This is a genomic window from Paenibacillus sp. W2I17 (assembly GCF_030815985.1).
Lineage (GTDB): Bacteria > Bacillota > Bacilli > Paenibacillales > Paenibacillaceae > Paenibacillus.
Window position 1 is genome coordinate 2,407,643 of the sequence record NZ_JAUSXM010000001.1, and the last position, 23,158, is coordinate 2,430,800.

Sequence of the window (23,158 nt, forward strand, 5' to 3'; positions counted from 1 at the left end):
TATGTAGAGGATCAGTCGTTGTACGATAGAAAAATCCCGCAGTATTCTTGCCTATTCCTCCAGCGCGTTTTAAAATAATAGTAATAGTGGTTTACAAGGGGGCTGCAATTCATGTATATCAAAACAAATGAAACGGATACGGGCATCACAGAGCAGCAGCAACAATTGGCTCAACTTATTGAGCATTTCACCCCAAATGACGGGATACATCCAACAGCAATTCCATCACTTGCCTTAATCCGTGCCTCCGAGATCTCACAACCCATATATTCCGTTCATCAGCCTGCCCTCTGCATTGTCGCTCAAGGTTCCAAATTAGTTATACTCGGCAGCGAGAGCTACACCTACGACCTGTCACAATATTTGGTAGCTTCCGTAAACTTGCCTATTTCAGGGCAGGTTGTAAAGGCGACAACCGAACACCCCTATCTATGTATTCGACTGGATTTTGATTCAGGGCAGATTTTCGACCTGATTCAGGATACGCCTTCTGCACAACCCAAACCTGACCATTCAAGCCGAAGAGGATTGTTTGTTAGCTCAACCAAACCTTCCCTTCTTGAAGCCGTGATCCGATTGGTTCGGCTGCTGGATACACCTGAAGACATTCCCGTCCTTGCCCCTATGTTTATCCGCGAAATTCTATATCGTATTATTCAGGATGAACATGGACATTCCATCAAGCAGTTTGCTATTCAGGACAGTCACGCACAGCACATCGCCGATTTGATCGAAGTCATCCAATCTGATTATGCTAAGCCACTTCGGATTGAACAACTTGCTGCCATGATCAACATGAGTTCTTCCTCATTACATCATCATTTCAAAGCCATTACCGCCATGAGCCCTTTGCAATTCCAGAAACAAATTCGATTGCACGAAGCCCGGCGAATGCTGCTTGCAGGTTCAACTGATGCCGCCGACGCTGCGTTCCAGGTTGGCTATGAAAGTCCGTCTCAATTCAGCCGGGAGTATGCCCGCATGTATGGTCTCCCTCCCAAAAGCGATATCAAACGACTTCGTCATACACTCGATATTACATACTAGAAACAGCAAAAAGACCCGCGTCATCATGACGTGGGTTTTCGGATTCATATAGGCAGCAGCGCCATCAAGAGAATATGTTCTTTTTTTCAAAAACAGACATCTGGTTCTCCACGGTAATAGGACATTCATCAGGATACATACTTCGTTTTTCCAACTTCTCATCGATAAAATCAACGACTTGCTGTAGCGAAGCAATCTGTGCTTCAACTTTCTTCCGGTGATTCACCAGCATCTCCCGTTCATCCGGGAAATCTGCGAGATCGGAATCCATGGACATTTGTAAATAAGGCTTCATTTCCTCCAGAGACATTCCTGTTTTTTTCAGGCAAGTGATCAACTTCATCGTATGGATATCCTCCGAGCGATATACCCGATGGCGATTGGCCTTGCGTTCAGCTCGGGGAAGCAGCCCAATCTTCTCATAATAACGAATTGTATCTTCCGATAATCCGGCCTGTTCTGACGTTTCTTTAATGGAGAACACTTCATTCTCACTCATCATATGGGCCTCCTCCACATTCATTTCTCTCCATTTTACAACTTGGAGCTGACTCCAAGTCAAGCATGATCCGTTCCAGCCCAACACCCCTTGACTTGGAGTCGACTCCAAGTTATAGAATGAGCGCAGCATACAGATTCGTTCTGTAATCCCATTCTATCTGGAGGTATATATGAATATACAAAATCAGCTTCGCACCGCTCTCATCACAGGGTCAACGTCAGGAATTGGTCTTGAACTGACACGCAAGTTACTGGCTGAAGGATGGCAGGTAATCGGTCTCAACCGTTCTGCTTTCCCATCCGAGGATACCGATATTCAGAACGCCTTACGTTCAGGCCAGCTCCGTTGGGTTCAGGCTAATCTGACCAACTACGACAGTCTGAGAACTGCACTGGATCAGATTAAATCCGATACCGATTCGATCGATGTTTTGTTTAACAATGCGGGTGGCAGCGCTTCGGAGCTTCGTTTCTCTGATCAGGGGCATGAACTGCACTTTGAACTTCAGACGGTAGTCCCTTACATCATCTACATGGAATTAGTCGAGCTATTGCTCAAAGGAAAGATGAAAACAGTTATTAATACTTCCACCACCGCCTTCAAAATGGTCAAACAATTTGATCTGAACATCCTGGAACGTCCAGCTGAATTCAAAAAGCTGTTTGGTCCCTATGCCATTTCAAAGCTCGGTCTATCTCTATGGACACGCGAGGTTGCCAAGTCTGCCAAAGCGGATGGCATACAACTGCTTAGCGTAGATCCCGGTGGAAATAATACGCTGAGGGGCAACAAAACATCCGGCCTGCCCTTCTATATCAAACCTATCATGAAATGGTTCTTTCCTCATCCAAGCCATGGCGCTTCGTTGCTCTACAATGCAGCCTTATCCCCAACCGGACACGAATCCGGTGCATTCCTGGTTAAAAATAAAGCTACAGCGCTTCGTTTCACAGAGCAAGGCCCTACCGTTTTGAACCGGGTAAACGAGATTTATGAGCAGCGTTTTCGTACAACGCAGTCTGGAAAGACCACAATCACCCCATCTTAATCATGAGGGAGAGGGATGTTGTCCCTCATATTATCCAGGCCCTGATTCATAGGTGTAAACATAACGATACAATGTCGCGCGTGACATGTTATTGAATCTGGAGGGATCACTCAATGACCAAAGGACAGCAACCTAACGAAAAACCATTTATTATCCCGCAACCCATTCGCAGTGATGGCGCTGGAGGACCTGATCTGGGACCCAGAGACGTCATGAGAGATATACAAAACCCCGATATGCTGGTACCTCCTGCAACCGATAGCGGGTTATTGCCCAATCTGAGAATGTCTTTTTCCGATACCCATATGCAATTGAACCATGGGGGCTGGTCACGTGAAATTACCGTACGGGATCTCCCTATTGCCACTACACTGGCTGGTGTGAACATGAGCCTGACACCGGGAGGTGTACGGGAATTGCACTGGCATCAACAATCCGAGTGGGCCTATATGATCTGGGGAACGGCAAGAATCACTTCGATAGATCAGAACGGACGTAATTTTATTGCGGATGTCGGGCCCGGCGATCTCTGGTTTTTCCCCAAAGGTCTACCCCATTCCATTCAGGGACTGGAGGATGGTTGCGAATTTCTGCTTGTATTTGATGACGGGTCCTTCTCCGATCTGAATACGTTATCCATATCGGATTGGTTTGCCCATACCCCGCCAGAGGTATTGTCTGTCAATTTCGGCGTGCCCGAATCCGCTTTTCAGTCGATGCCGAAGGAACAAGTCTACATTTTCCAAGATACCGTCCCGGGTTCCATCGAGAGCCAGGAAGTTCAGTCGCCATATGGCAACGTTCCTCTCACATTCAAACACCGATTGCTGGCCCAGGAACCACTCATTACCCCCGGCGGAAGCGTGAGGATTGTCGACTCCACCAACTTCCCCATCTCAACTACCGTTGCAGCCGCACTCGTTGAGATCCGACCTGGCGCCATGCGTGAACTGCACTGGCATCCCAATGCAGATGAATGGCAATACTATCTGACAGGACAAGGGAGAATGACTGTCTTTGGAGGCAATGGCATTGCTCGCACATTTGACTATCGGGCTGGAGATGTCGGATATGTTCCTGTCGCAATGGGACACTATATACAAAATACCGGCACAGACACTTTATGGTTTTTGGAGATATTCCGAAGTGATCGATTCGAGGATGTATCACTGAATCAGTGGATGGCGTTAACTCCGCGGGATCTGGTCCGTGACAATCTGAATGCGCCGCCTGAGTTGCTCAATGCCTTGCGTAAAGTAAAATGGCCTGTCGTTTAATTTAGTATGTATATCTATCATTTATGCTGAAATGGGGTAATTCCAGAGAATCCCACTATATAAGGAGGAATATGAAAGATGAGAGCCGTTACGTTTCAGGGAATCAAGGACATTCAAGTCAAAGAGGTTGAAGATCCCAAACTGCAACAGAAGGATGACATTATCGTTCGTATAACTTCCACAGCTATATGTGGATCCGATTTGCATATTTATCAGGGAGCCTTGCCTGCTGCCAAAGATTACGTTATCGGTCATGAACCGATGGGCATTGTAGAAGAAGTAGGTCCAGAAGTGACACGTGTGAAGAAGGGGGACCGTGTGGTCCTGCCTTTTAACATCGCTTGTGGTGAATGCTTCTATTGCAATCATGACATGGAGAGCCAGTGCGATAATTCCAATGGCAATCCGGATATTCATACAGGTGGATATTTTGGATTCACCGAACGCTACGGAAATCACCCCGGAGGTCAGGCAGAATTATTGCGTGTTCCCTACGGGAACTTTACTCCGTTTGTGATTCCTGAATCCTGTGAACTGGAAGATGAAGCTTTATTGTTCCTGTCCGATGTTCTTCCAACCGCTTACTGGAGCGTCGAGAATGCCGGAGTTAAACCGGGAGATACGGTCACTGTACTCGGTAGTGGGCCCATTGGGCTGATGACGCAGAAGTTCGCCTGGATGAAAGGTGCCAAACGCGTTATTGCTGTGGATCGCCTGCCCTATCGACTGGAGAAAGCCAAACGTTTGAACGATGCAGAGATCTTTAATTTCGAAGATTACGATGATATGGGTGAGCACATTCGCGAGATTACACAAGGCGGAACCGACGTTGTTATCGACTGTGTAGGTATGGATGGTAAAAAGAACATGCTGGAGGAGATCGGACAGAAGCTGAAACTTCATGGCGGTTCACTGAGTGCGATCGAAATCGGCATGAAAGCAATCCGCAAATTCGGTACACTCCAACTTACGGGTGTATATGGCTCTTCCTACAACATGTTTCCGTTAGGCAATCTGTTTGAACGCAATATCAATCTTAAAATGGGACAAGCTCCTGTTATACATTACATGCCTGAATTGTTCCGCAAAATCACTGCCGGTGAATTTGATCCAACCGAGATCATCTCCCATCGGATTTCACTGGAGAATGCAAGCGATGCTTATCGCATTTTCAACGATCATGAAGACGAATGTACCAAAGTTATACTAAAACCCTGAACCGTCGCTTTGATTATAAATATGCAAAATAAAACAAGCAGATCTACCTGTTCAAGGTACTCTGCTTGTTTTATTTTATCAACATTCATGCTGTTACCGTTGCATAAACTGCCCAGCTAAATCGTTTGTTTTACCTAATCAGACATGAGTCGGTTTAATCGCTTGGATATACACACTTTCTCCTTCGAAGCTGTCGAGCTTCCCGTTCTTTGTCACTTCAAAATTAAAAAAATTTCTGATAATGGACGGTGCACTCAACATGCTTGCTTCAAGTTCCTCTCTCTCCTGTTCCGGCAGTGCTGCACGGTTACACCACTCTTCAAACTTAAAGCGTTTCTGGAAGGAAGCCATCGTTTCCATTCGGAAGCCGGCATACTCCAGCATATGAATCCATTCTGTCTTGCGCCATGCTCGAACATGGCTTACATCCCGGCACTTCTCCACTTCATTGTAAAACTGGTCATTCTCATCACGTTCAGGTGCCACGTTGTCGATGAATAACAACCTTCCACCAGGCTTCATGACGCGTAATGCCTCATGAACAAACGAAGAAACGTCCGGAAAATGGTGAGCAGCGATTCGGCAGGTCACAAGGTCATAGATATCATCATCGAATGGCAGCTTCTCTGCATCCCCGACTACAAAATCTACATTACCGTGTCCATTCCCCTGGATAAATCGTTCAGCTGCCTGAAGCATATCCTCCGTTAGATCGAGGGCTGTCACCCGCTGAACAAGCGGAGCCAAAGCATTAGCAACATGCCCTCCCCCTGTGGCGATATCCAGCACGTTCATATCCGGAGTGGCTTGAGATGAAGCCACGAGCAACGCGAGATCCTCACCTTTGGCATGCCCCGCACTCGTCACGTATTTTCCTGCATTTTTCGCAAACTGCTTCTGCACCTGACTTTTGATTACATCAGACATTTCAATTCCTCCTGCATAAGTTTCATTAGACGAAACATAGTTTCAAAATAATTATATTTAGTTTACCACACATGAATGTAAAAGCTAAATAAGCATTTTACACAAATCCGGAGTCAACTTTCCACTACATGACGAAAAAGCTGAAATAAAAAAACATCCCCCAAGTGAGTTTCACCCAGGAGATGTTACTTATATTTGTTACTTCACAAGCGTTGGTGACTTCTTCCACAAGCCCAGAATCAGACCGGAGATCACAGAACCAATCGCAACAGCGAGCAGGAACAATAATGCGTGGTTCGCCAGTGCTGCAACAAAGATCCCGCCGTGCGGAGCTGGTACATTAATGCTCCACAGTTGTGTCAATCCGCCAGCAACAGCGGAACCCAGAATACAAGAAGTCAATACACGCAATGGATCAGCCGCAGCAAATGGAATTGCACCTTCTGTAATGAAAGAGAATCCAAGTACATAGTTAGTCAGGCCTGATTTGCGTTCTTGTTCTGTAAATTTGGATTTGAAGAACGTGGTTGCAAGTGCAATCGCCAGAGGAGGCACCATACCGCCTGCCATTACCGCTGCCATCCAAGCACCGTCTGTGTTACCACTGGATGTGAATACACCAATGGCAAACGTGTAAGCCGCTTTGTTGAACGGTCCACCCATATCGATGGACATCATACCGCCAAGCAACAAGCCCAACAATACCGCATTACCTGTACCCAGATTACCCAGTGCATCTACAAGCCATGTGTTCAGGGAACCAAAGATTGGATCAAAGACATAGAAACTGATGGCACCCACGATCAGCAAACCAAATACCGGATACAGCAATATTGGTTTCAAGCCATCAATCGCTTTAGGCAATCCTTTGAACAACTTACGGAGACCAACAACTACATAACCCGCCAGGAAACCGGCAGCCAAACCACCAAGGAAACCGGCGTTTGAGTTAACCGCCATCAATCCACCGACCATACCAGGCATCAGGGCCGGGCGATCACCAATACTCATCGCGATAAATCCGGCAAGTACCGGAATCAGGAAGTGGAACGCACCTGTTCCGCCACCGATCGTTTGAAGCAGTTGCACAATCGGATTCTCAGGGCTAGCAAGCTGTTCGAACAAGAAGGAGATTGCTAGCAGGATACCGCCACCTACAACGAATGGTAGCATATGCGAGATACCATTCATCAGATCTTTATAGATTTTGCTACCTACACTGATCTTACCAGTGCTTGCGCCCTCTTCCTTGGCATTTCCGCCCTGGCTGCGATAGATCGGTGCATCACCGTTAACGGCCTTGCGAATCAGCTCTTCGGATTTACGGATTCCATCACTCACCGGTCTTTGCAATACCGGTTTGCCATCGAAACGTGCCATCTCCACATTTTTGTCTGCGGCAACGATAACCCCTTTAGCACGAGCGATCTCATCAGCAGTGAGAACATTCTGCGCTCCTTCAGAGCCGTTTGTCTCTACGCGAATATTAATACCCATTTCCTGAGCTTTCTTTTTAAGTGCATCTTCAGCCATAAACGTATGAGCTATACCGGTTGGACAGGCTGTAACCGCAACAACAAAATCTTCCGAATTGGCATTACCTACAATCACACCAGAGGTGTTTTGTTGCTGATTGCTAGTAGAAGTGGATGCGGCATTTGCTGCTTTTTCAGCTTTTGCTTTTTCTTTGGCTGCTTCCTTCTCCGCTGCTTCTGCCTGTTTGGCATCAAACAACGCACTAACTTCGGCAGGTGTATCTGTACTCATCAATTGTGAGATGAAATCGCTATCAATCAACAACCTGGAAAGAGCTGCAAGCGTACGCAGATGGGTATTACCTGCGCCTTCTGGAGCCGCAATCATGAAGAACACATGAGCTGGCTGATCATCCAACGCTTCAAAATCAAGCCCTTTTCTACTCTTGGCAAATACAACCGTTGGTTCGTTCACCGCTGTTGTTTTGGCATGTGGCATCGCAATTCCGCCACCGATACCCGTGCTGGATTCAGCTTCTCTTTTATAGATCATTTCCTTGAACAGGACCGGATCATTAATTCGTCCGCTTCGGTTCAGGCTTGCAATTAGTTCATCAATAGCCTCATCTTTGGTTGTGGCTTGCAGGTCCATGATCATCGTTTCCTGGATCATCAAGTCTGTTATTCTCATCTTGGTACACTCCCTTAAGTTCAGTCGGCCTGCCTAGGCAGGCCTCACTACATTACAATTACAGTGAAAACCTTTTATATGGATGCTAGACTAAATCGTCGTAATGGTTACTTGATTACGCAATTCATCAATCAATTCTCGTGATGCCAGATCATCCGAGAACGCAGTTGCGCTTCCAGATGCAACCCCTGTGCGGAAAGCTTCCAGCAAATCCCCGCTCTGTACATAGGTACCTACGAATCCGCCAATCATGGAGTCACCGGCACCAACCGAGTTTTTCACAGTGCCTTTTGGCACATTCGCATGATGAACTTCCGCTTTGGTAATGAATAGTGCACCCTCGCCTGCCATGGAGATCAACACATGTTTAGCACCGGCTTCCAGCAACTTACGCCCGTATAACACCAGTTCCTCGCGAGTATCAATCGTTACACCGAACAGTTCAGCCAATTCATGATGATTTGGCTTCACCAGCAATGGTGCATGTTCAAGAGCTTCCATTAACGCAGGGCCAGTTGTATCAATCACAAATTCAGCACCCGTTTGCTTGCATACTTTAATGAGACGATCATAAAAATCCGTTCCAAGTGAAGGCGGTACACTTCCGGAGAGAATGACAATATCTCCTTTTTCCAACGAAGACAATTTGTGAAGCAACTGCTCGGCCTCTTCGGCACTTATTGCAGGTCCAAGACCATTAATCTCTGTCTCTTCTCCATGCTTCAGCTTGATGTTAATGCGAGTATCGTCTGCAATCGTAACAAAGTCTGTCCGAATGTTATCCTCTTGCAACTTGTCATTAATGAAACGTCCCGTGAATCCACCAAGGAAACCAATGGCCGTGTTATCTGCTCCAAGTTGATTCAGTATGCGAGAGACATTAATGCCTTTGCCGCCAGGGAGCTTCAAATCCCGATTCATTCGATTCAATCCGCCAAGCTTCAGTTCATCCACTTCCACGATGTAATCAATGGACGGGTTAAGTGTTATCGTATATATCATCGTTATCCCTCAATTATTTTAGTTTTCTGGGCGATTCCAGGCCGCCAATGTTCTGGCATCTGCTCGGTAATCAAATCGGCCTCCTCCAAATCAAACAATTTGGCAAAAGTAATTTCCCCTATTTTGCTGGAATCAGCCAGCACATAAGATTTTCCCGACAATTGATGTGCACGCCTTTTAATCAAGGCTTCCTCCGGATCCGGTGTTGTATACCCCATTTCGGGATCAACTCCGTTGCTTCCAAGAAAACATTTATCAAAACGGAAATTATCCATGTTCTGTAATGCGATACTGCCAATGACTGCTTTTGTATGAATTTTCATCATACCTCCGAGCAAATAACTGCGAATACGCTTGCTTACCAAAGCTTCAACATGTGAAAGTCCGTTGGTAACAACCGTTACGTCTTTAGCTTCAATAAAAGGAATCATGGCTAACGTTGTCGTTCCTGCATCCAGATAAATGCATTCGCCATTTTCGATCTCCTGTGCAGCCAAACGGGCAATCGTCGTTTTTTGTTGAATGTTTTTGAACGTTTTTTCTTCCATGCCCGGTTCCAGCGTTTTTTCATTCACCAGTGCGGCACCGCCGTGGATGCGTTTGAGCATCTGACGACTCTCCAGATCGATCAAGTCACGCCTAATCGTTGATTCAGAAGCGCCCAACACATCAACAAGCTCTTGTAATTTCACAATTCCCTGTAAATGTAAGCGCTCTATAATTGCAGCATATCGTTCTTCAGTCAGCATCTTCATTCCTCCAACTGCTTCTATAGTATCATAAATCCCTCAAAAAACAACCACTTTCATTCAAAATAATTTAAAAACATTCAAAAACCCGCAACTTTCGACTCACGTAACTCATACTCTTCCGCACTGGTCAATATTATTCGGGCCCGCGAGCCTCGTTCCGATCACTGGGTCTCCTAACCCTTGTAATGATGGATTTACGGTTCGTCGGAGACTTGAGTATTCATCGAACGAAGTTTCCCTGTCCATAAAGATGTCATTCCGTGCGCTTCATATCCATTAAAAATCCTGCAGCATTCGGCGCTTCAAGCGCGGCGTTGCAGGATTTAACTATTCATAGGATTTTCATGCGCGTTTATGACTCTACAACCATTGCATCCGGTTTGGGTTTAACCCATTTGCCTTCTTCATTAATAAAAGCCCCCTTAAAGCGGCCCATCTCCAATTGTTCTATCAACCGCTCCTCATCCATGACCAGAATCTCAGCCAATTGCCCCGAGGTGTAATAATCAGCGGGATTGTAATCGAGCAGCACAGGAACAGACGTATCATATAGTTCTTTGATCAGATTCTCAAATGAATGCCGACCCAGGTTCTCCATATCTCTATAAAACTGCAAATGTTGGGACACCATATTACGGAAAGATTTATTCTCCAGATGCATCCACAACGTATTGCAGGCCTGAACACTCATATGATTTTGTTCCACATCGTAAAATTGAACTTCTTCAATCTTCATGTATTTCTCTTGAAATGCTACGATCTTAATCAAAGGTACATTTCGTTTACGCGACGCTTTCTTCAAATGGGCTCTAAATTGTTCATAGTTCATTACATTCATCTATTATCCCTGCCTTTAACATGTTCCAACCGACATTTTACAACAAATTAAAGGCAAGTGTAACCTTCATCACATGAAAAACGAAAAAACGTGCAGCATCAGATGCCACACGTTCACAATATTATAGAATGCGATTACTCAGCGAGGGCACCGCTTTTCACCCACGTAGCCGTAAATTCCTGTTCTTCATACGCATAGAATTGCTGCAAAATAATCTCCCGATCATCGAGGAACAACTGATCCGCTATGGCAGAGACTAGTTTCGGCACCGCGTTCTTGGTTCCCGATATTGCCGATGCCGACAGACCACAGCTGGCAAGTGCAGAGTAGTTGAATACAAACAGTCCGTGCAACGGTTTCTCACCCTGTTCACTCCTGCTTGTCATTGCAAACCCGGAACTCAGGTATGGATGTGCGTCCAGCAACGCATTGCGATGCTCTGTTGGAGCCTGGTAACAATCCTCCCAACGCGCGATGTATGGCTCCACAAGCTTCAGTTCAGGACGGAGTGCCGGATCACTGAGAAGACCTGTGCTAATAATCAGAAAATCAAACTCATATGCTCCCTGTGCGGTATGCACAATCGCGCCTTGGTCTGTTGCTTCTACACTCAGCCAAGGCGAATTCAAATGCAGTTCGAATCCAGGCCAGGCTGCCGCACGATTAAACGTATCGTTGGTTGGTGGTTGATTGAATTTGAAGAAATGAGAGATCACTTCATATTTATCCGCAACCGGAAGAGCGTGGTATCGCTCAATCATACCGGATTGTTCCATCTGACGAATGGGATTAACACTAGGCAGTTGTTCCCGCCGTACAAATACATGAGCTTCAGCCACACCCGTGGCAAGGGCATAACTCGCATTATCGAATGCAGAGGCACCGCCGCCAAGCACAGCAATTCTTTTACCTTTTAACCGATCAAAATCAATCGCTTCAGACGTATGGGCATACAGCTCCCGAGGTAATCTATCGGCAATCATGGAAGGTACATGCCACTCTCCGCCCCCTTGAATTCCCGTAGCAAACACGACTTTACGAGCAAGTATGACATCCATCTGAGTTCCTGCTTTGTTCACATGAAGTCGATGTATTCCGTTCTCTGTTGGCTCAACCAGTGTCAATTTCACCTCATTAAGCACAGGCAGATTCAATACTTCCCGATACCAGCGCAAATAATTCATCCAGTCTCCACGCGGGATTTTGTCTACCTCTTCCCAACCTTCGGGCCCTACCTGTGCTTCCCACCATGAGCGAAAGGTTAACGAGGGGATCCCCAGATCGATGGAAGTCAGATGCTTGGGTGTACGCAAAGTAACCATACGTGCATAAGTCTCCCAAGGTCCTTCAAGCCCCGATGCATTCTCATCAATAACAACAATATTGGAGATCCGTTCACGAAGAAGTCCAAATGCCGCCCCTAATCCACTCTGGCCTCCACCCACAATGACGACATCATAGACATGACCATCTGCATGTTCTCTCGGACGTACCCAGTTCGCGCCACCAAATGACAAATAAGCCAGATCATTCTTCACACGTTCATTCAAAGCTTCCAGGCTCATGATTCATCAACCCTTTCGAGATACATATATGAACTAGTCTTTCTTTAATTATTTGATGTAAGTTTGTTGTCAGTTATATTGAGAGTAATTGTGCTTTTTGTTTGTTTTTCTGAAATATATTAGCGTTATTATATGAGTTATCGGGGATGAATTGAAGTTGGCGGCAGATTTATTGTCATCAACACTAAAAATAACTGACATGCTTGTTAATCTGCACGAAATACCTAACTGGATGGTACTTTCTCTTATAAAGTGCTTTTTTCCTGATGGATGCTCTACAGAAAATGAAAAAAGACAGACCAAGATGTAACCTTGGTCTGTCTTATTAAAGGAATGCTATTGGCCGGCCTGTTCACGGCGCTGCAATTTTTCGTTGGTTAATTTCTCAGGGGTCACATCATGACCCAGTGGGTCCACAACGGATACTGCCAGCATGGTTGTCAGTACCTGACCTCGAATAGCCTGCAAATATTGTTTTCTAAGCTCCTGCTGCTCGCTTTGTTCTGCTTTTGTCAAACCGACACTGCTGCGTTGTTTTCGACTTAATTCGTTAATGCGTCCCAAAATAGGAATCATGAAATCCACCTCACTTGTTAGTCCACTTTCCAGAAGATATTTCGAATATCTTCAAACTAACTTATTACAACTTTACGAATTTGTCCATAGGCGCAATCCGTTGAGAAGTGTTTAGGTGATCTCATGCACAGACCACACAATGCCATTTGTAGCACCACTGCCAAGGTTCAATGTAATCGTCAACCCGTTTGCAGCATAGAACAGTCCAATCACATCCCCCGCATTCAATGCGACTTCCACTGCCAAAGTCACTGAACCACTTCCCAGCACTGCCCGCAGTGTGAGTAACGTAATCGCGACATTTAGGACGGGCAACAAACCACTGACAAGTGTCGTTACCGTAGGGGATGTTCTCTGTACAAGAAAGGCTGGGTTAACGCCTGCACCCAGAGATAGAGCAATCGCTGCAGTCGTTGCATAATTGATCGTGGCCACAATGGAGTATCTTCCGGTTACCGGGACGGTATAGTTTCCTGTTGTTGCATTGAAGTTGGCATTACCGTAATAAGGAGCCGTGGTCGTCCAGTTGGTTAACTGAGTGCTGGTTGCTGTCGAAAGTGTAGCCAGGAATGCCGAGAACCCTTGTGTTGCAAAATTGGGTCCGGTTGGTCCAGTGGCTCCTGTCAAACCCGTGGCCCCGGTTGCTCCTGTTGTTCCTGTGATTCCTGTTGCTCCCGTAGCTCCTGTTGCACTCGTTACACCGGTTGCCCCCGTAATTCCGTTAGCCCCAGTTGGTCCAATTGGTCCTGTGATGCCTGTAACTCCCGTAGCTCCCGTTATTCCTGTTTCTCCAGTTGCTCCGGTCGCGCCAGTAATACCCGTGGTTCCCGTGGTTCCCGTGGTTCCTGCTGTTCCAGTCGCGCCGGTCGGTCCCGTTACACCGGTCGGGCCGGTAGCGCCTGTTACACCCGTCTCTCCTGTAATGCCCGTGGTTCCTGTTGCTCCAGTCACACCTGTGATCCCAGTGGCTCCAGTCGTACCTGTTGTACCCGTAACACCAGTTACGCCAGTTGTGCCGGTTATGCCAGTGGCACCAGTCGCGCCGGTTACGCCAGTAACTCCCGTAGTTCCCGTTGCTCCAGTAGCCCCGGTGGGTCCCGTCACACCAGTCGTACCTGTGACCCCTGTTAGACCCGTCTCACCAGTTTGGCCAGTTGTGCCGGTGGCTCCTGTAATTCCAGTAGCTCCAGTCACCCCCGTAATGCCAGTTACGCCGGTCGTACCGGTTGTTCCTGTTTCACCAGTAATACCCGGTGGACCGGTTGCCCCTGTAGCACCAGTCGTACCTGTGACTCCGGTTATGCCAGTCGCACCAGTGGCTCCGGTTGTACCTGTCGTGCCGGTTACGCCAGTAACTCCCGTAGATCCGGTCGCCCCAGTCGTTCCTGCAACCCCTGTTATACCTGTTTCCCCAGTGGCTCCGGTCGCACCGGTTGGTCCTGCCGTGCCGGTTATGCCAGTGGCACCAGTCGCGCCGGTTACACCAGTAACTCCCGTAGTTCCCGTTGCTCCAGTAGCCCCGGTGGGCCCCGTCACACCAGTCGTACCTGTGACCCCTGTTAGACCCGTCTCTCCAGTTTGGCCAGTTATGCCGGTGGCTCCTGTAATTCCAGTAGCTCCAGTCACACCCGTAATGCCAGTTACGCCGGTCGTGCCGGTTGTTCCTGTTTCACCAGTAATACCCGTTGGACCGGTTGCCCCTGTAGCACCAGTCGTACCTGTGACTCCGGTTATGCCAGTCGCACCAGTGGCTCCAGTTAATCCCGTAACACCAGTTGGACCAGTAATTCCTGTTAGACCTGTGATGCCAGTTGTTCCCGTTACACCAGTAGCTCCCGTAGTACCCGTACTTCCCGTTGCTCCAGTCGTACCTGTTGTACCCGTAACTCCAGTTAAGCCAGTCGCACCGGTTGGTCCTGTGAGCCCTGTTTCTCCAGTTGATCCCGTCACACCAGTCGTACCTGTCACCCCTGTTGGACCTGTAGCTCCAGTAGTTCCGGTTGCACCAGTAATTCCTGTGGCTCCTGTTACACCAGTAACTCCCGTGATACCCGTTGCACCAATCGTACCTGTTGGTCCTGTTTCACCGGTGACCCCGGTTATGCCACTAACTCCGGTTGCACCTGTAACACCAGTTGTTCCCGTCGCACCCGTACTTCCAGTTATACCTGTTAGTCCTGTCTCTCCTGTTGGGCCAGTCAAACCGGTAGATCCCGTTGCACCTGTAGCCCCGGTGGCACCAGTGACTCCTGTTAGCCCAGTTGCACCAGTTGTTCCGGTTGCGCTGGTTACTCCCGCGGCACCTGTACTTCCTGTTTCTCCAGTCGCACCAGTAGGACCTGTAATACCAATTGCACCAGTTGTGCCCGTCGGTCCTGTTTCACCAGTTGGGCCAGTCGAACCTGTAATTCCCGTTTCTCCAGTTGCACCGGTCGGTCCCGTCACACCAGTCGTACCTGTGACCCCTGTTGGACCTGTAGCTCCAGTAATTCCGGTTGCACCAGTAATTCCTGTGGCTCCTGTGCTCCCAGTTAGACCCGTCTCTCCAGTGACGCCTGTTGCTCCGGTAATACCAGTTGAACCAGTCGAACCGGTAGAGCCTGTTACACCTGTGACTCCAGTTAGACCCGTCTCTCCAGTTACACCAGTTGCTCCGGTTACTCCCGTAATACCAGTTGTTCCCGTTACGCCAGTTAAACCAGTCGTGCCTGTTGGTCCTGTTTCACCAGTTGGGCCAATCGAACCGGTAGGGCCCGTTACACCTGTGTTTCCTGTTAGACCGGTCTCCCCAGTAACACCTGTCGTTCCGGTTACGCCAGTCACTCCCGAGATACCTGTAATTCCGGTTGCTCCTGTCGCCCCAGTCGATCCCGTAGGTCCCGTCACGCCTGTGAATCCTGTTAGACCCGTTTCCCCAGTGACACCAGTCAGTCCGGTAGCTCCGGTCACGCCTGTGATACCCGTGGTTCCAGTAATGCCAGTTGTACCTGTAATTCCAGTTTCTCCAGTTGCACCGTTCAGTCCCGTCACACCAGTCGGACCTGTGACCCCGGTTAACCCCGTCTCTCCTGTAGGGCCAGTCGAACCGGTAGGGCCCGTTACACCTGTGGCCCCAGTTATACCCGTTTCCCCGGTGACACCAGTGACTCCTGTTAGACCCGACTCTCCAGTTACACCAGTTGTTCCGGTTACTCCCGTGGCACCTATACTTCCTGTTGCTCCAGTGGCACCTGTTGGGCCCGTTACACCAGCTGTACCCGTGGTTCCGGTAATACCAGTTAATCCAGTCGCACCCGTAGCACCTGTACCTCCTGTTAGACCCGTCTCTCCAGTGACACCTGTTGCTCCGGTTACTCCCGTAATACCAGTTGTTCCCGTTATACCACTAGTGCCAGTTGGTCCCGTTACACCAGTCGTACCTGTGACCCCTGTTGGACCTGTATCTCCAGTAGCTCCGGTTGCTCCAGTAGGGCCTGTAACTCCAGTGATTCCTGTTTCACCTGTTGGACCCGTAAATCCGGTGTCACCCGTTGGTCCTGTATTTCCCGTCAGACCTGTAGCTCCGGTCTCTCCAGTGACGCCTGTTGCTCCGGTCACACCAATTGTACCCGTAACGCCAGTTAAGCCAGTTGTGCCGGTTGGCCCTGTTTCGCCGGTGACCCCGGTTATGCCAGTAGCTCCGGTATTACCAGTTGAACCAGTAACCCCGGTGAGTCCTGTCGCGCCAGTTACACCAGCAATTCCTGTTGTGCCACTAACTCCGGTTGCACCTGTAACACCAGTTGTTCCCGTCGCACCCGTACTTCCAGTAGCCCCAGTTAGACCTGTTAGTCCTGTCTCTCCTGTTGGGCCAGTCGAACCGGTTGAGCCCGTTACACCTGTAGCCCCAATTAGACCCGTTTCCCCGGTGACACCTGTGACTCCTGTTAGCCCCGACTCTCCAGTTACACCAGTTGTTCCGGTTACTCCCGTGGCACCTGTACTTCCTGTTTCTCCAGTCGCACCTGTTGGGCCAGTTACACCAGCTGTACCCGTGATTCCTGTGATCCCAGTCGAACCCGTAGGACCTGTAATACCAGTTGCACCTGTACCTCCTGGTAGACCCGTCTCTCCAGTGACACCAGTGGCCCCGGTCGCTCCCGTAATTCCCGTCATTCCGGTTGCTCCAGTCGCCCCAGTCGGTCCCGTCGCTCCTGTCGTGCCTGTGAATCCTGTTAGACCCGTTTCCCCAGTGACACCAGTCAGTCCGGTAGCTCCGGTCACGCCTGTGATACCCGTGGTTCCAGTAATGCCAGTTAGTCCAGTTGTACCTGTAATCCCTGTGGCTCCGGTCTCACCGGTGATTCCGGTTACCCCTGTTAACCCTGTCGTTCCTGTTGGACCGGTAACTCCCGTTAGTCCTGTGAACCCTGTTTCTCCAGTTACACCTGTCGTCCCGGTGTTTCCTGTAGCACCCGTAATTCCGGTAGCTCCGGTAATTCCTGTTGTGCCACTAACTCCGGTTGCACCTGAAATCCCCGTTTCTCCAGTTGCGCCAGTTGATCCCGTCACACCTGTCGTTCCTGTGACCCCTGTTTGACCTGTATCTCCAGTAGTTCCAGTTGCTCCAGTAATTCCTGTGGCTCCTGTTACACCAGTATTGCCGGTTATGCCTGTAACTCCCGTAGTACCGGTCGTACCTGTTATGCCAGTAACGCCGGTTGTACCTGTACTTCCCGTTGCCCCTATCGCCCCAGCAGATCCTGTAGCACCTGTAACTCCGGTGGTACCCGTTTCTCCAGTAGCCCCGGTGGGTCCTGACACACCAGTCGTACCTGTGACTCCGGTTGTGCCAGTGGCACCAGTTGCTCCGATCGCACCTGTACTGCCTGTAAATCCAGTAATACCAGTTGCACCTGTTATTCCAGTCGTTCCTGTTGTGCCCGCAATTCCAGTAACGCCAGTTATACCTGTAACGCCAGTTAATCCGGTTGTACCTGTTGGTCCTGTTTCACCAGTGACACCACTTATACCAGTGGCCCCAGTGAGTCCTGTCACACCAGTCGTACCTATGACACCGGTAGTGCCAGTAGCACCAGTAATTCCCATGAGGCCTGTAATTCCAGTAGAACCGGTTACACCCGTGGTACCCGTAACGCCAGGTAATCCGGTCGTACCTGTTGATCCTGTTTCACCAGTATTACCTGTTATTCCAGTACTTCCTGTAGTTCCGGTGAATCCTGTCAAACCAGTCGTGCCGGTCGCACCTGTACTGCCCGTAAATCCAGTAATCCCTGAAGCACCAGTATTTCCAGTAACGCCAGTGATGCCTGTCGTGCCTATTTCGCCGGTTGCCCCCGTAGCGCCTGTTGTTCCAGAAGTACCAGTGCTTCCTGTAGTTCCGGTTACACCAGTAAGTCCCGTTAGACCCGTTTCCCCAGTGGCACCAGTTGCGCCGGTTATGCCAGTATTTCCAGTTGGCCCCGTACTTCCCGTTGCTCCTATTGCCCCAGTAAATCCTGTAGCACCTGTGACTCCTGTGATACCTGTGGTTCCAGTAATACCAGTTGCTCCGGACGGGCCTGTGATTCCAATTTCGCCAGTACTTCCCGTTAAACCAGTAGCACCCGTAATACCTATTAGCCCCGTCGCCCCAGTTGTGCCTGTCGCTCCAGTCACTCCAGTGAATCCTGTTTCACCAGTAGATCCTGTTAGTCCCATCACACCAATTCCAGTTGGACCAGTTGCTCCAGTGAACCCGGTAGCCCCAGCTAATCCTGCAACTCCAGTTGGACCTGTAAAGCCGGTTATACCGGTATTTCCTGTAGCACCGGTCACGCCTGTAACACCAAATCCGGTAATTCCAGTTGCGCCGGTTGTTCCTGTGACTCCAGTTGATCCTGTACCCGTTGCACCTGTAACTCCTGTGCTTCCTCTAGATCCAGTTGCTCCCGCCTCACCCATTGGACCGGGAGGACCTGTAAATCCTGTAGTTCCAGTCACACCTGTGGTGCCCATCAGTCCGGTAGCTCCTGTTGCACCTGTGACTCCAGTTATTCCGGTACTTCCCGTGGTTCCAGTTACTCCGGTCCGTCCTGTTAAAATGGTTGCTCCCCATATGCCGGGATACCCAGGGTCTCCGGTTAACCCAGTAGCACCTGTTGCTCCAGTGAATCCTCTCATTCCCCGATAACCCCGTGGGCCGCGAAGGAAAGGAATCCTGTGACTTTTCTTTTTTTTGCATTTACGTCTGCTTTTCTTACAAGACTTCCTCTTCTTCTTTGGGATAGAGTTCTTTTTTGATTTTTTTGCTTTCCGTTTACCTGTACTGATTGAGGAAATTTTGCGTCTCCTTTTGGATATACCGCTCACAAGAGAATCCCCCCCTCCTTGTACGCCACGTCAAATCCCCGCATTTTACAATAGTACACTCTATGCCCTGGACTAACTTTGTGCGCCCCCTATTCCATATACCTATAAAACCTTCATAGTTAGTGATCAATCAATTACATTTCTCTAAAAAATATATTCCCTTCTACTCCCCCTGCAACCCCAACTCCTTAATCGTCAACGCAATTCCTTCTTCAAAAGATGTTGCCACAACCGGGCCAATCCGTTCCTCATACTTCTGTCTACTCAAGATCAGGGGTTCCTCGGTCAGATATAACATTTCTACAATTTCTTTCATAACGGGTACACCTAGTCCAATCAACGACAATCCCACTCTTCCTAACGCCATCACAGGTTTGCTTCTTCCCGCAGCCTTCTGTGCCAATCGCACGATGTCATGACCCGAGATGATCCCCGATCCAGGAATGTTCCAGTTCTGTCCATACGTCGTCTCTCTGCTTGCCAGCTCCACCACCATGACCGCAGCATCCGGTAAATAGATGTACTCTCTGGGTACCTTCATATTCCCGATAAAAAAAGCCATCTTTCCTTTTGCTATCGCTTCAAGGGTTGAACCCAGATAGGAAGCCTGATTGGCCGATGGGCCATAATAGTCTGGCAAGCGAACAATCATCACCTGAGCTCTGCTCCATCTTGTGCTGAATAACATCTGTTCATAGGCAAGTCGTGTCTTGCCTTTGCGCGTATGTGGCTCTTTCGGATGTTCTTCGGTTACTTCCTTCATTTGTCTTCTGCCATAGGAGTAGATTCCATCTATTACCACCACGTTCAGACCCAAGTGTTCTGCCGCCGCCATCACAGATTCGCCGAGCGGAATCAGCCTGCTCTCCATCTCGTTATAAGGGACATTCGCACAATGAAATATGACATCGGCACCCCGGGAAGCAGCAATAATATCCTCCGACCGAAATGCATCTCCAACTGCAATTAGCAGGTGATCCGGAGGTCCCAACTTTACCGCAAGTTGATCCAGTTTTTGACGGGAGCGCCCAAATGCGATCGTACAAATCCCTCGTCTAATCAATTCCTCCGTAATCGCTGCACCTGTTCCACCTGTGGCTCCAATAACAATAGCCTTTTTCATCGTATATCTACCTCTTCCATCCATTTAGTGATTGATCAATTACTTACCTGAAAACAATATAAACCATATTTAGTGATTGATCAATAACTAAAATTCAAAAAGGGACTTTACCTCCCTCTCTATCGTTCCTTCAGCTCCGGCATATCCAGTGCATTAGATACATTACACAACATCCCGATTGCCAGAAAAATCATGGTTCTTTTTAGCGGTTCAGCAATTCCTGCAACGGTGAAAGCTTCCAGTACCATGCTTCGTACATCACTAATGCCTTTTTGCATGGCCTGACGAATGACTTCCTCCCTGATCGTTTGCGCCTGCATCTGAAGCAAGATTTCGCTCTTGTGCGATTCCAGAATCTTATCATAGGCTTCAATGAGATCATTCTCTAACTGATCTGGTGTCGCCGTCTCCACCACAATTCGAAACGAATCAATCACCCGTGTCCATGAGACCTCAATTGCAGTTAATAATAAAGCTTCTTTTGTTTTGAAAAAACGAAATATATACGGCTGTGAGATCTGTGCCCGTTCAGCCACCTGGGCTGTAGTCGCACGATAATAGCCAATTTCCGCGAAGACGTCAATTGCTGCAGAGATAATATCATTTCGCCGGTTAACTGACGCTGCTGTATCCTTTGCCATGATAATCCGCCCTCCAAAAGTTAGTGATTAATTGATCAATAGCTTGAAGTATAACGAATACTATCCCTCAATGCAAAGGTATCGTGAAGTTGCACAAAGCCAACAAACCCGCAGACGCTGGCTCAAGCCGCTGCAGGTTGTGTAACTTGTCGATCATAGATTCTAACCACTGGAAACCGAAGAGAACACGGATTGTCTGAAACAGATTCGTACCATGCGGTACAAGAGTGTCTGTTCACTGCTGGAGAAGTTTGCGCAATCGGGATTCCGAATCCAGCTTCGGACAACTATTACAATATGCATGTGCGTGACTGCCGCTCCCAACCTGATATGCCAAACAACAATATCGGCGTATCAGGAACGGCGGTCCCTGCCACCCGGAATGTTCGAAGGACTGCAGCTCATTGGCAAATGTACATGCATTATCGTTTTGCCGATCCAGCCAGAGGCTTTGATCTGCTTGAATCTTTGCAAGCCGTTCATCTGTCTTCCATATGCTCTGATCATTGATCATTCGTGCATACAATTGTTGCACATTATGGGCAACCAGAGACCACATGACCTTATCGTTCGCTCCTGTAGCGAAGGCTACCGCTCGCAGGACAGGTTCCAGATGTAGCAGCACTCTTTTCTTGAGCAAACCACTCTCTGATCTGCGCTGAACAGGATCTCCACCCTCCAGAAAGGAGCTCTTCAACCGAGTCTCGTATCGCATGCCACCTGCTCCATTCAATTCAAACCGCACATCATCATCTGCAACGCTAAGTATAGTATCGTATAGACTGAAAGCTGAGATTACGGACATAACAAATACGGAGTAACGTTTGGCAAAAAGTGTACCGACGGCCGCGCTTCCTTTGTCGCCCAATTGAAGCCCTTGCTGCACAGCCTGTTCACGCAATATCAAGTTTCGTTTCTCTTCATTCAGCAGATCCTTCACATGGAAAGGATACTTGGAATCATCACAAGTCGCTTGGATCTTCGTCACAAAAAATTGCTGTAACGCTTCCGACATCTCTGAATAATCATGTCTTGGATAACGTCTCATCTATTAATCATGTCTTCAACTTCGTTGATAATCTCGCTTCGCCCAATTGCTCCCCAGCCCTTAAACAACCAGAACGAATCTGTCGTATAGACCTGATCTGCACCAACAGCCGGTACTTCCTTCCAGAGTGAGCTTGCGTTGATGTTGTTTAAATACTCATCGGCATTCGGGTCAATCTCCAGAACTACGAAATCAGCATCCACATCTGCAATTTTCTCCATGGACAGGTCCTCACGTTGTTCGGCAGGTGTCACAGTCGTTGGCACAAATCCAAGATCATGATACAAAAGTGTGTTGGTTGGATGTCCTTTTGCCGCGTAAATTTGTAAGGTCTTCTCTCTTACACGCAGATAAGCCAGCTTTTTTGGATCCAGTTGTTCGATCTTCGCTTTTAGTTGCTTCGCCTGCTGCTCTACCTCGGCTATCTTTTCTTTTGCCAGATCCACTTTGTTGTACATCCCGGCAATGGTCAACAGATCCTGTGTCCAATAGGTTGTATCATCAGCATAATCCAGCCATTCAGTACCAAGTACAATCGTCGGAGCGATTTTCTCCAACTGATCATACGTACTCTCCGCAGTTCGACTCTCAATAACGATGACATCCGGATCAATCTGAAGGATAGCCTCCAGGTTAGGACTATCTGCCGACCCTACCGTTGGAACGCCGGCAAGTTGATCTGCAAGGTAAGGCAAATAATCTCCTCCGTAACGAACTTCTACATTAACGCCTGCTGGTTTCTCACCAATCGTCAACATGTGATCGATGTAAGCAGCAGATAATACCACCATACGCTCTATCTTTTGCGGTACAACCGCAGTTCCTTTAAGATGCTCAATCGTTTGCGTACCACTCTCTTCCACAGGTGTATCCTGTTGCGGAGGCGTTACTTCTGATGCCTTGCTACATGCCGTCAGAACGAGCACAAGCAGGGACAACAGTATCATCGTTGCTGCTCTCTGTCTTACCATTTGTAGTAAATCCCCTCTACTATTTAATAATAATAATCATTATCACTATAGTAGGGAAAAGCGTACAGGCTTACCATGGATTATTCCACTCTCTTCTCTTGCACAA

At 48.3% G+C, this 23,158-nt stretch carries 17 protein-coding genes; 4 read left to right on the top strand and 13 right to left on the bottom strand.

The annotated features are described in order from the left end of the window. Nucleotides 1–111 precede the first annotated feature (111 nt). Nucleotides 112–1,047, top strand: coding sequence for an AraC family transcriptional regulator (locus QF041_RS10545; protein ID WP_307413958.1), 936 nt, complete (start codon nucleotides 112–114; stop codon nucleotides 1,045–1,047). A 64-nt stretch (nucleotides 1,048–1,111) separates the two neighbouring features. Here QF041_RS10545 and QF041_RS10550 read toward each other — a convergent pair whose 3' ends face one another. Next, on the bottom strand, nucleotides 1,112–1,549 hold the full coding sequence (locus QF041_RS10550) for a MerR family transcriptional regulator (protein ID WP_373461329.1): 438 nt from the start codon (nucleotides 1,547–1,549) through the stop codon (nucleotides 1,112–1,114). Nucleotides 1,550–1,718: 169 nt separating this feature from the next. On the opposite strand from QF041_RS10550, the gene QF041_RS10555 reads away from it, so the two are divergent. The 3 genes from QF041_RS10555 (at nucleotide 1,719) to QF041_RS10565 (ending at nucleotide 5,092) form a co-directional block, all read left to right on the top strand. Then, nucleotides 1,719–2,597, top strand: coding sequence for an SDR family NAD(P)-dependent oxidoreductase (locus QF041_RS10555; protein ID WP_307413961.1), 879 nt, complete (start codon nucleotides 1,719–1,721; stop codon nucleotides 2,595–2,597). Between the two features lie 113 nt (nucleotides 2,598–2,710). Continuing rightward, a complete protein-coding gene (locus tag QF041_RS10560; protein WP_307413963.1) occupies nucleotides 2,711–3,874 on the top strand; it encodes an oxalate decarboxylase family bicupin in 1,164 nt (387 codons plus the stop codon). 78 nt (nucleotides 3,875–3,952) lie between these two features. Further along, nucleotides 3,953–5,092, top strand: a complete 1,140-nt coding sequence (locus QF041_RS10565) for a zinc-dependent alcohol dehydrogenase (protein ID WP_074094414.1) — start codon at nucleotides 3,953–3,955, stop codon at nucleotides 5,090–5,092. A 138-nt stretch (nucleotides 5,093–5,230) separates the two neighbouring features. Here the strand turns inward: QF041_RS10565 and QF041_RS10570 are convergent, their stop codons facing one another. The 12 genes from QF041_RS10570 to QF041_RS10625 form a co-directional block, all read right to left on the bottom strand. After that, a complete protein-coding gene (locus QF041_RS10570) occupies nucleotides 5,231–6,019 on the bottom strand; it encodes a class I SAM-dependent methyltransferase (RefSeq protein WP_307413967.1) in 789 nt (262 codons plus the stop codon). Nucleotides 6,020–6,217: 198 nt separating this feature from the next. After that, on the bottom strand, nucleotides 6,218–8,185 hold the full coding sequence (locus QF041_RS10575) for a PTS fructose transporter subunit IIABC (protein ID WP_307413969.1): 1,968 nt from the start codon (nucleotides 8,183–8,185) through the stop codon (nucleotides 6,218–6,220). A gap of 90 nt (nucleotides 8,186–8,275) precedes the next feature. Further along, entirely contained in the window at nucleotides 8,276–9,187 is a 912-nt protein-coding gene (gene pfkB, locus QF041_RS10580) for a 1-phosphofructokinase (protein ID WP_307413972.1), read from the bottom strand. Between the two features lie 2 nt (nucleotides 9,188–9,189). Next, on the bottom strand, nucleotides 9,190–9,936 hold the full coding sequence (locus QF041_RS10585; protein WP_017689448.1) for a DeoR/GlpR family DNA-binding transcription regulator: 747 nt from the start codon (nucleotides 9,934–9,936) through the stop codon (nucleotides 9,190–9,192). A 355-nt stretch (nucleotides 9,937–10,291) separates the two neighbouring features. Next, nucleotides 10,292–10,777, bottom strand: coding sequence for a hypothetical protein (locus QF041_RS10590; protein WP_307413975.1), 486 nt, complete (start codon nucleotides 10,775–10,777; stop codon nucleotides 10,292–10,294). Nucleotides 10,778–10,911: 134 nt separating this feature from the next. Then, entirely contained in the window at nucleotides 10,912–12,342 is a 1,431-nt protein-coding gene (locus QF041_RS10595) for an NAD(P)-binding domain-containing protein (RefSeq protein WP_307413976.1), read from the bottom strand. 336 nt (nucleotides 12,343–12,678) lie between these two features. Beyond that, complete coding sequence (locus QF041_RS10600; RefSeq protein ID WP_017689452.1) at nucleotides 12,679–12,918, bottom strand: DUF896 domain-containing protein; 240 nt, start codon at nucleotides 12,916–12,918, stop codon at nucleotides 12,679–12,681. A 111-nt stretch (nucleotides 12,919–13,029) separates the two neighbouring features. After that, complete coding sequence (locus tag QF041_RS10605) at nucleotides 13,030–19,080, bottom strand: beta strand repeat-containing protein (RefSeq protein ID WP_307413977.1); 6,051 nt, start codon at nucleotides 19,078–19,080, stop codon at nucleotides 13,030–13,032. Between the two features lie 352 nt (nucleotides 19,081–19,432). Then, nucleotides 19,433–20,392: an NAD-dependent epimerase/dehydratase family protein gene (locus tag QF041_RS10610; RefSeq protein ID WP_307413979.1), complete on the bottom strand. Its 960-nt coding sequence runs from the start codon at nucleotides 20,390–20,392 to the stop codon at nucleotides 19,433–19,435. Nucleotides 20,393–20,511: 119 nt separating this feature from the next. Then, nucleotides 20,512–21,033, bottom strand: coding sequence for a TetR/AcrR family transcriptional regulator (locus tag QF041_RS10615; RefSeq protein WP_076318384.1), 522 nt, complete (start codon nucleotides 21,031–21,033; stop codon nucleotides 20,512–20,514). Nucleotides 21,034–21,268: 235 nt separating this feature from the next. Then, nucleotides 21,269–22,081 carry a hypothetical protein gene (locus QF041_RS10620; protein ID WP_307413981.1) on the bottom strand — a complete coding sequence of 271 codons (813 nt, stop codon included), beginning with the start codon at nucleotides 22,079–22,081 and terminating at the stop codon, nucleotides 21,269–21,271. Continuing rightward, complete coding sequence (locus QF041_RS10625) at nucleotides 22,078–23,052, bottom strand: ABC transporter substrate-binding protein (protein WP_307413982.1); 975 nt, start codon at nucleotides 23,050–23,052, stop codon at nucleotides 22,078–22,080. The genes QF041_RS10620 and QF041_RS10625 overlap by 4 nt, the downstream gene beginning before the upstream one ends. Nucleotides 23,053–23,158: the final 106 nt, after the last annotated feature.

Bases quoted from the DNA above. Each gene is read 5' to 3' on its own strand.
- QF041_RS10620 (WP_307413981.1), bottom strand. From the start codon at position 22,081: ATGAGACGTTATCCAAGACATGATTATTCAGAGATGTCGGAAGCGTTA.
- QF041_RS10615 (WP_076318384.1), bottom strand. From the start codon at position 21,033: ATGGCAAAGGATACAGCAGCGTCAGTTAACCGGCGAAATGATATTATC.
- QF041_RS10560 (WP_307413963.1), top strand. From the start codon at position 2,711: ATGACCAAAGGACAGCAACCTAACGAAAAACCATTTATTATCCCGCAA.
- QF041_RS10605 (WP_307413977.1), bottom strand. From the start codon at position 19,080: ATGAGAGGATTCACTGGAGCAACAGGTGCTACTGGGTTAACCGGAGAC.
- QF041_RS10550 (WP_373461329.1), bottom strand. From the start codon at position 1,549: ATGATGAGTGAGAATGAAGTGTTCTCCATTAAAGAAACGTCAGAACAG.
- QF041_RS10555 (WP_307413961.1), top strand. From the start codon at position 1,719: ATGAATATACAAAATCAGCTTCGCACCGCTCTCATCACAGGGTCAACG.
- QF041_RS10585 (WP_017689448.1), bottom strand. From the start codon at position 9,936: ATGCTGACTGAAGAACGATATGCTGCAATTATAGAGCGCTTACATTTA.
- QF041_RS10570 (WP_307413967.1), bottom strand. From the start codon at position 6,019: ATGTCTGATGTAATCAAAAGTCAGGTGCAGAAGCAGTTTGCGAAAAAT.
- QF041_RS10610 (WP_307413979.1), bottom strand. From the start codon at position 20,392: ATGAAAAAGGCTATTGTTATTGGAGCCACAGGTGGAACAGGTGCAGCG.
- QF041_RS10565 (WP_074094414.1), top strand. From the start codon at position 3,953: ATGAGAGCCGTTACGTTTCAGGGAATCAAGGACATTCAAGTCAAAGAG.
- QF041_RS10600 (WP_017689452.1), bottom strand. From the start codon at position 12,918: ATGATTCCTATTTTGGGACGCATTAACGAATTAAGTCGAAAACAACGC.
- QF041_RS10590 (WP_307413975.1), bottom strand. From the start codon at position 10,777: ATGAATGTAATGAACTATGAACAATTTAGAGCCCATTTGAAGAAAGCG.
- QF041_RS10575 (WP_307413969.1), bottom strand. From the start codon at position 8,185: ATGAGAATAACAGACTTGATGATCCAGGAAACGATGATCATGGACCTG.
- QF041_RS10595 (WP_307413976.1), bottom strand. From the start codon at position 12,342: ATGAGCCTGGAAGCTTTGAATGAACGTGTGAAGAATGATCTGGCTTAT.
- QF041_RS10625 (WP_307413982.1), bottom strand. From the start codon at position 23,052: ATGGTAAGACAGAGAGCAGCAACGATGATACTGTTGTCCCTGCTTGTG.
- QF041_RS10545 (WP_307413958.1), top strand. From the start codon at position 112: ATGTATATCAAAACAAATGAAACGGATACGGGCATCACAGAGCAGCAG.
- pfkB (WP_307413972.1), bottom strand. From the start codon at position 9,187: ATGATATATACGATAACACTTAACCCGTCCATTGATTACATCGTGGAA.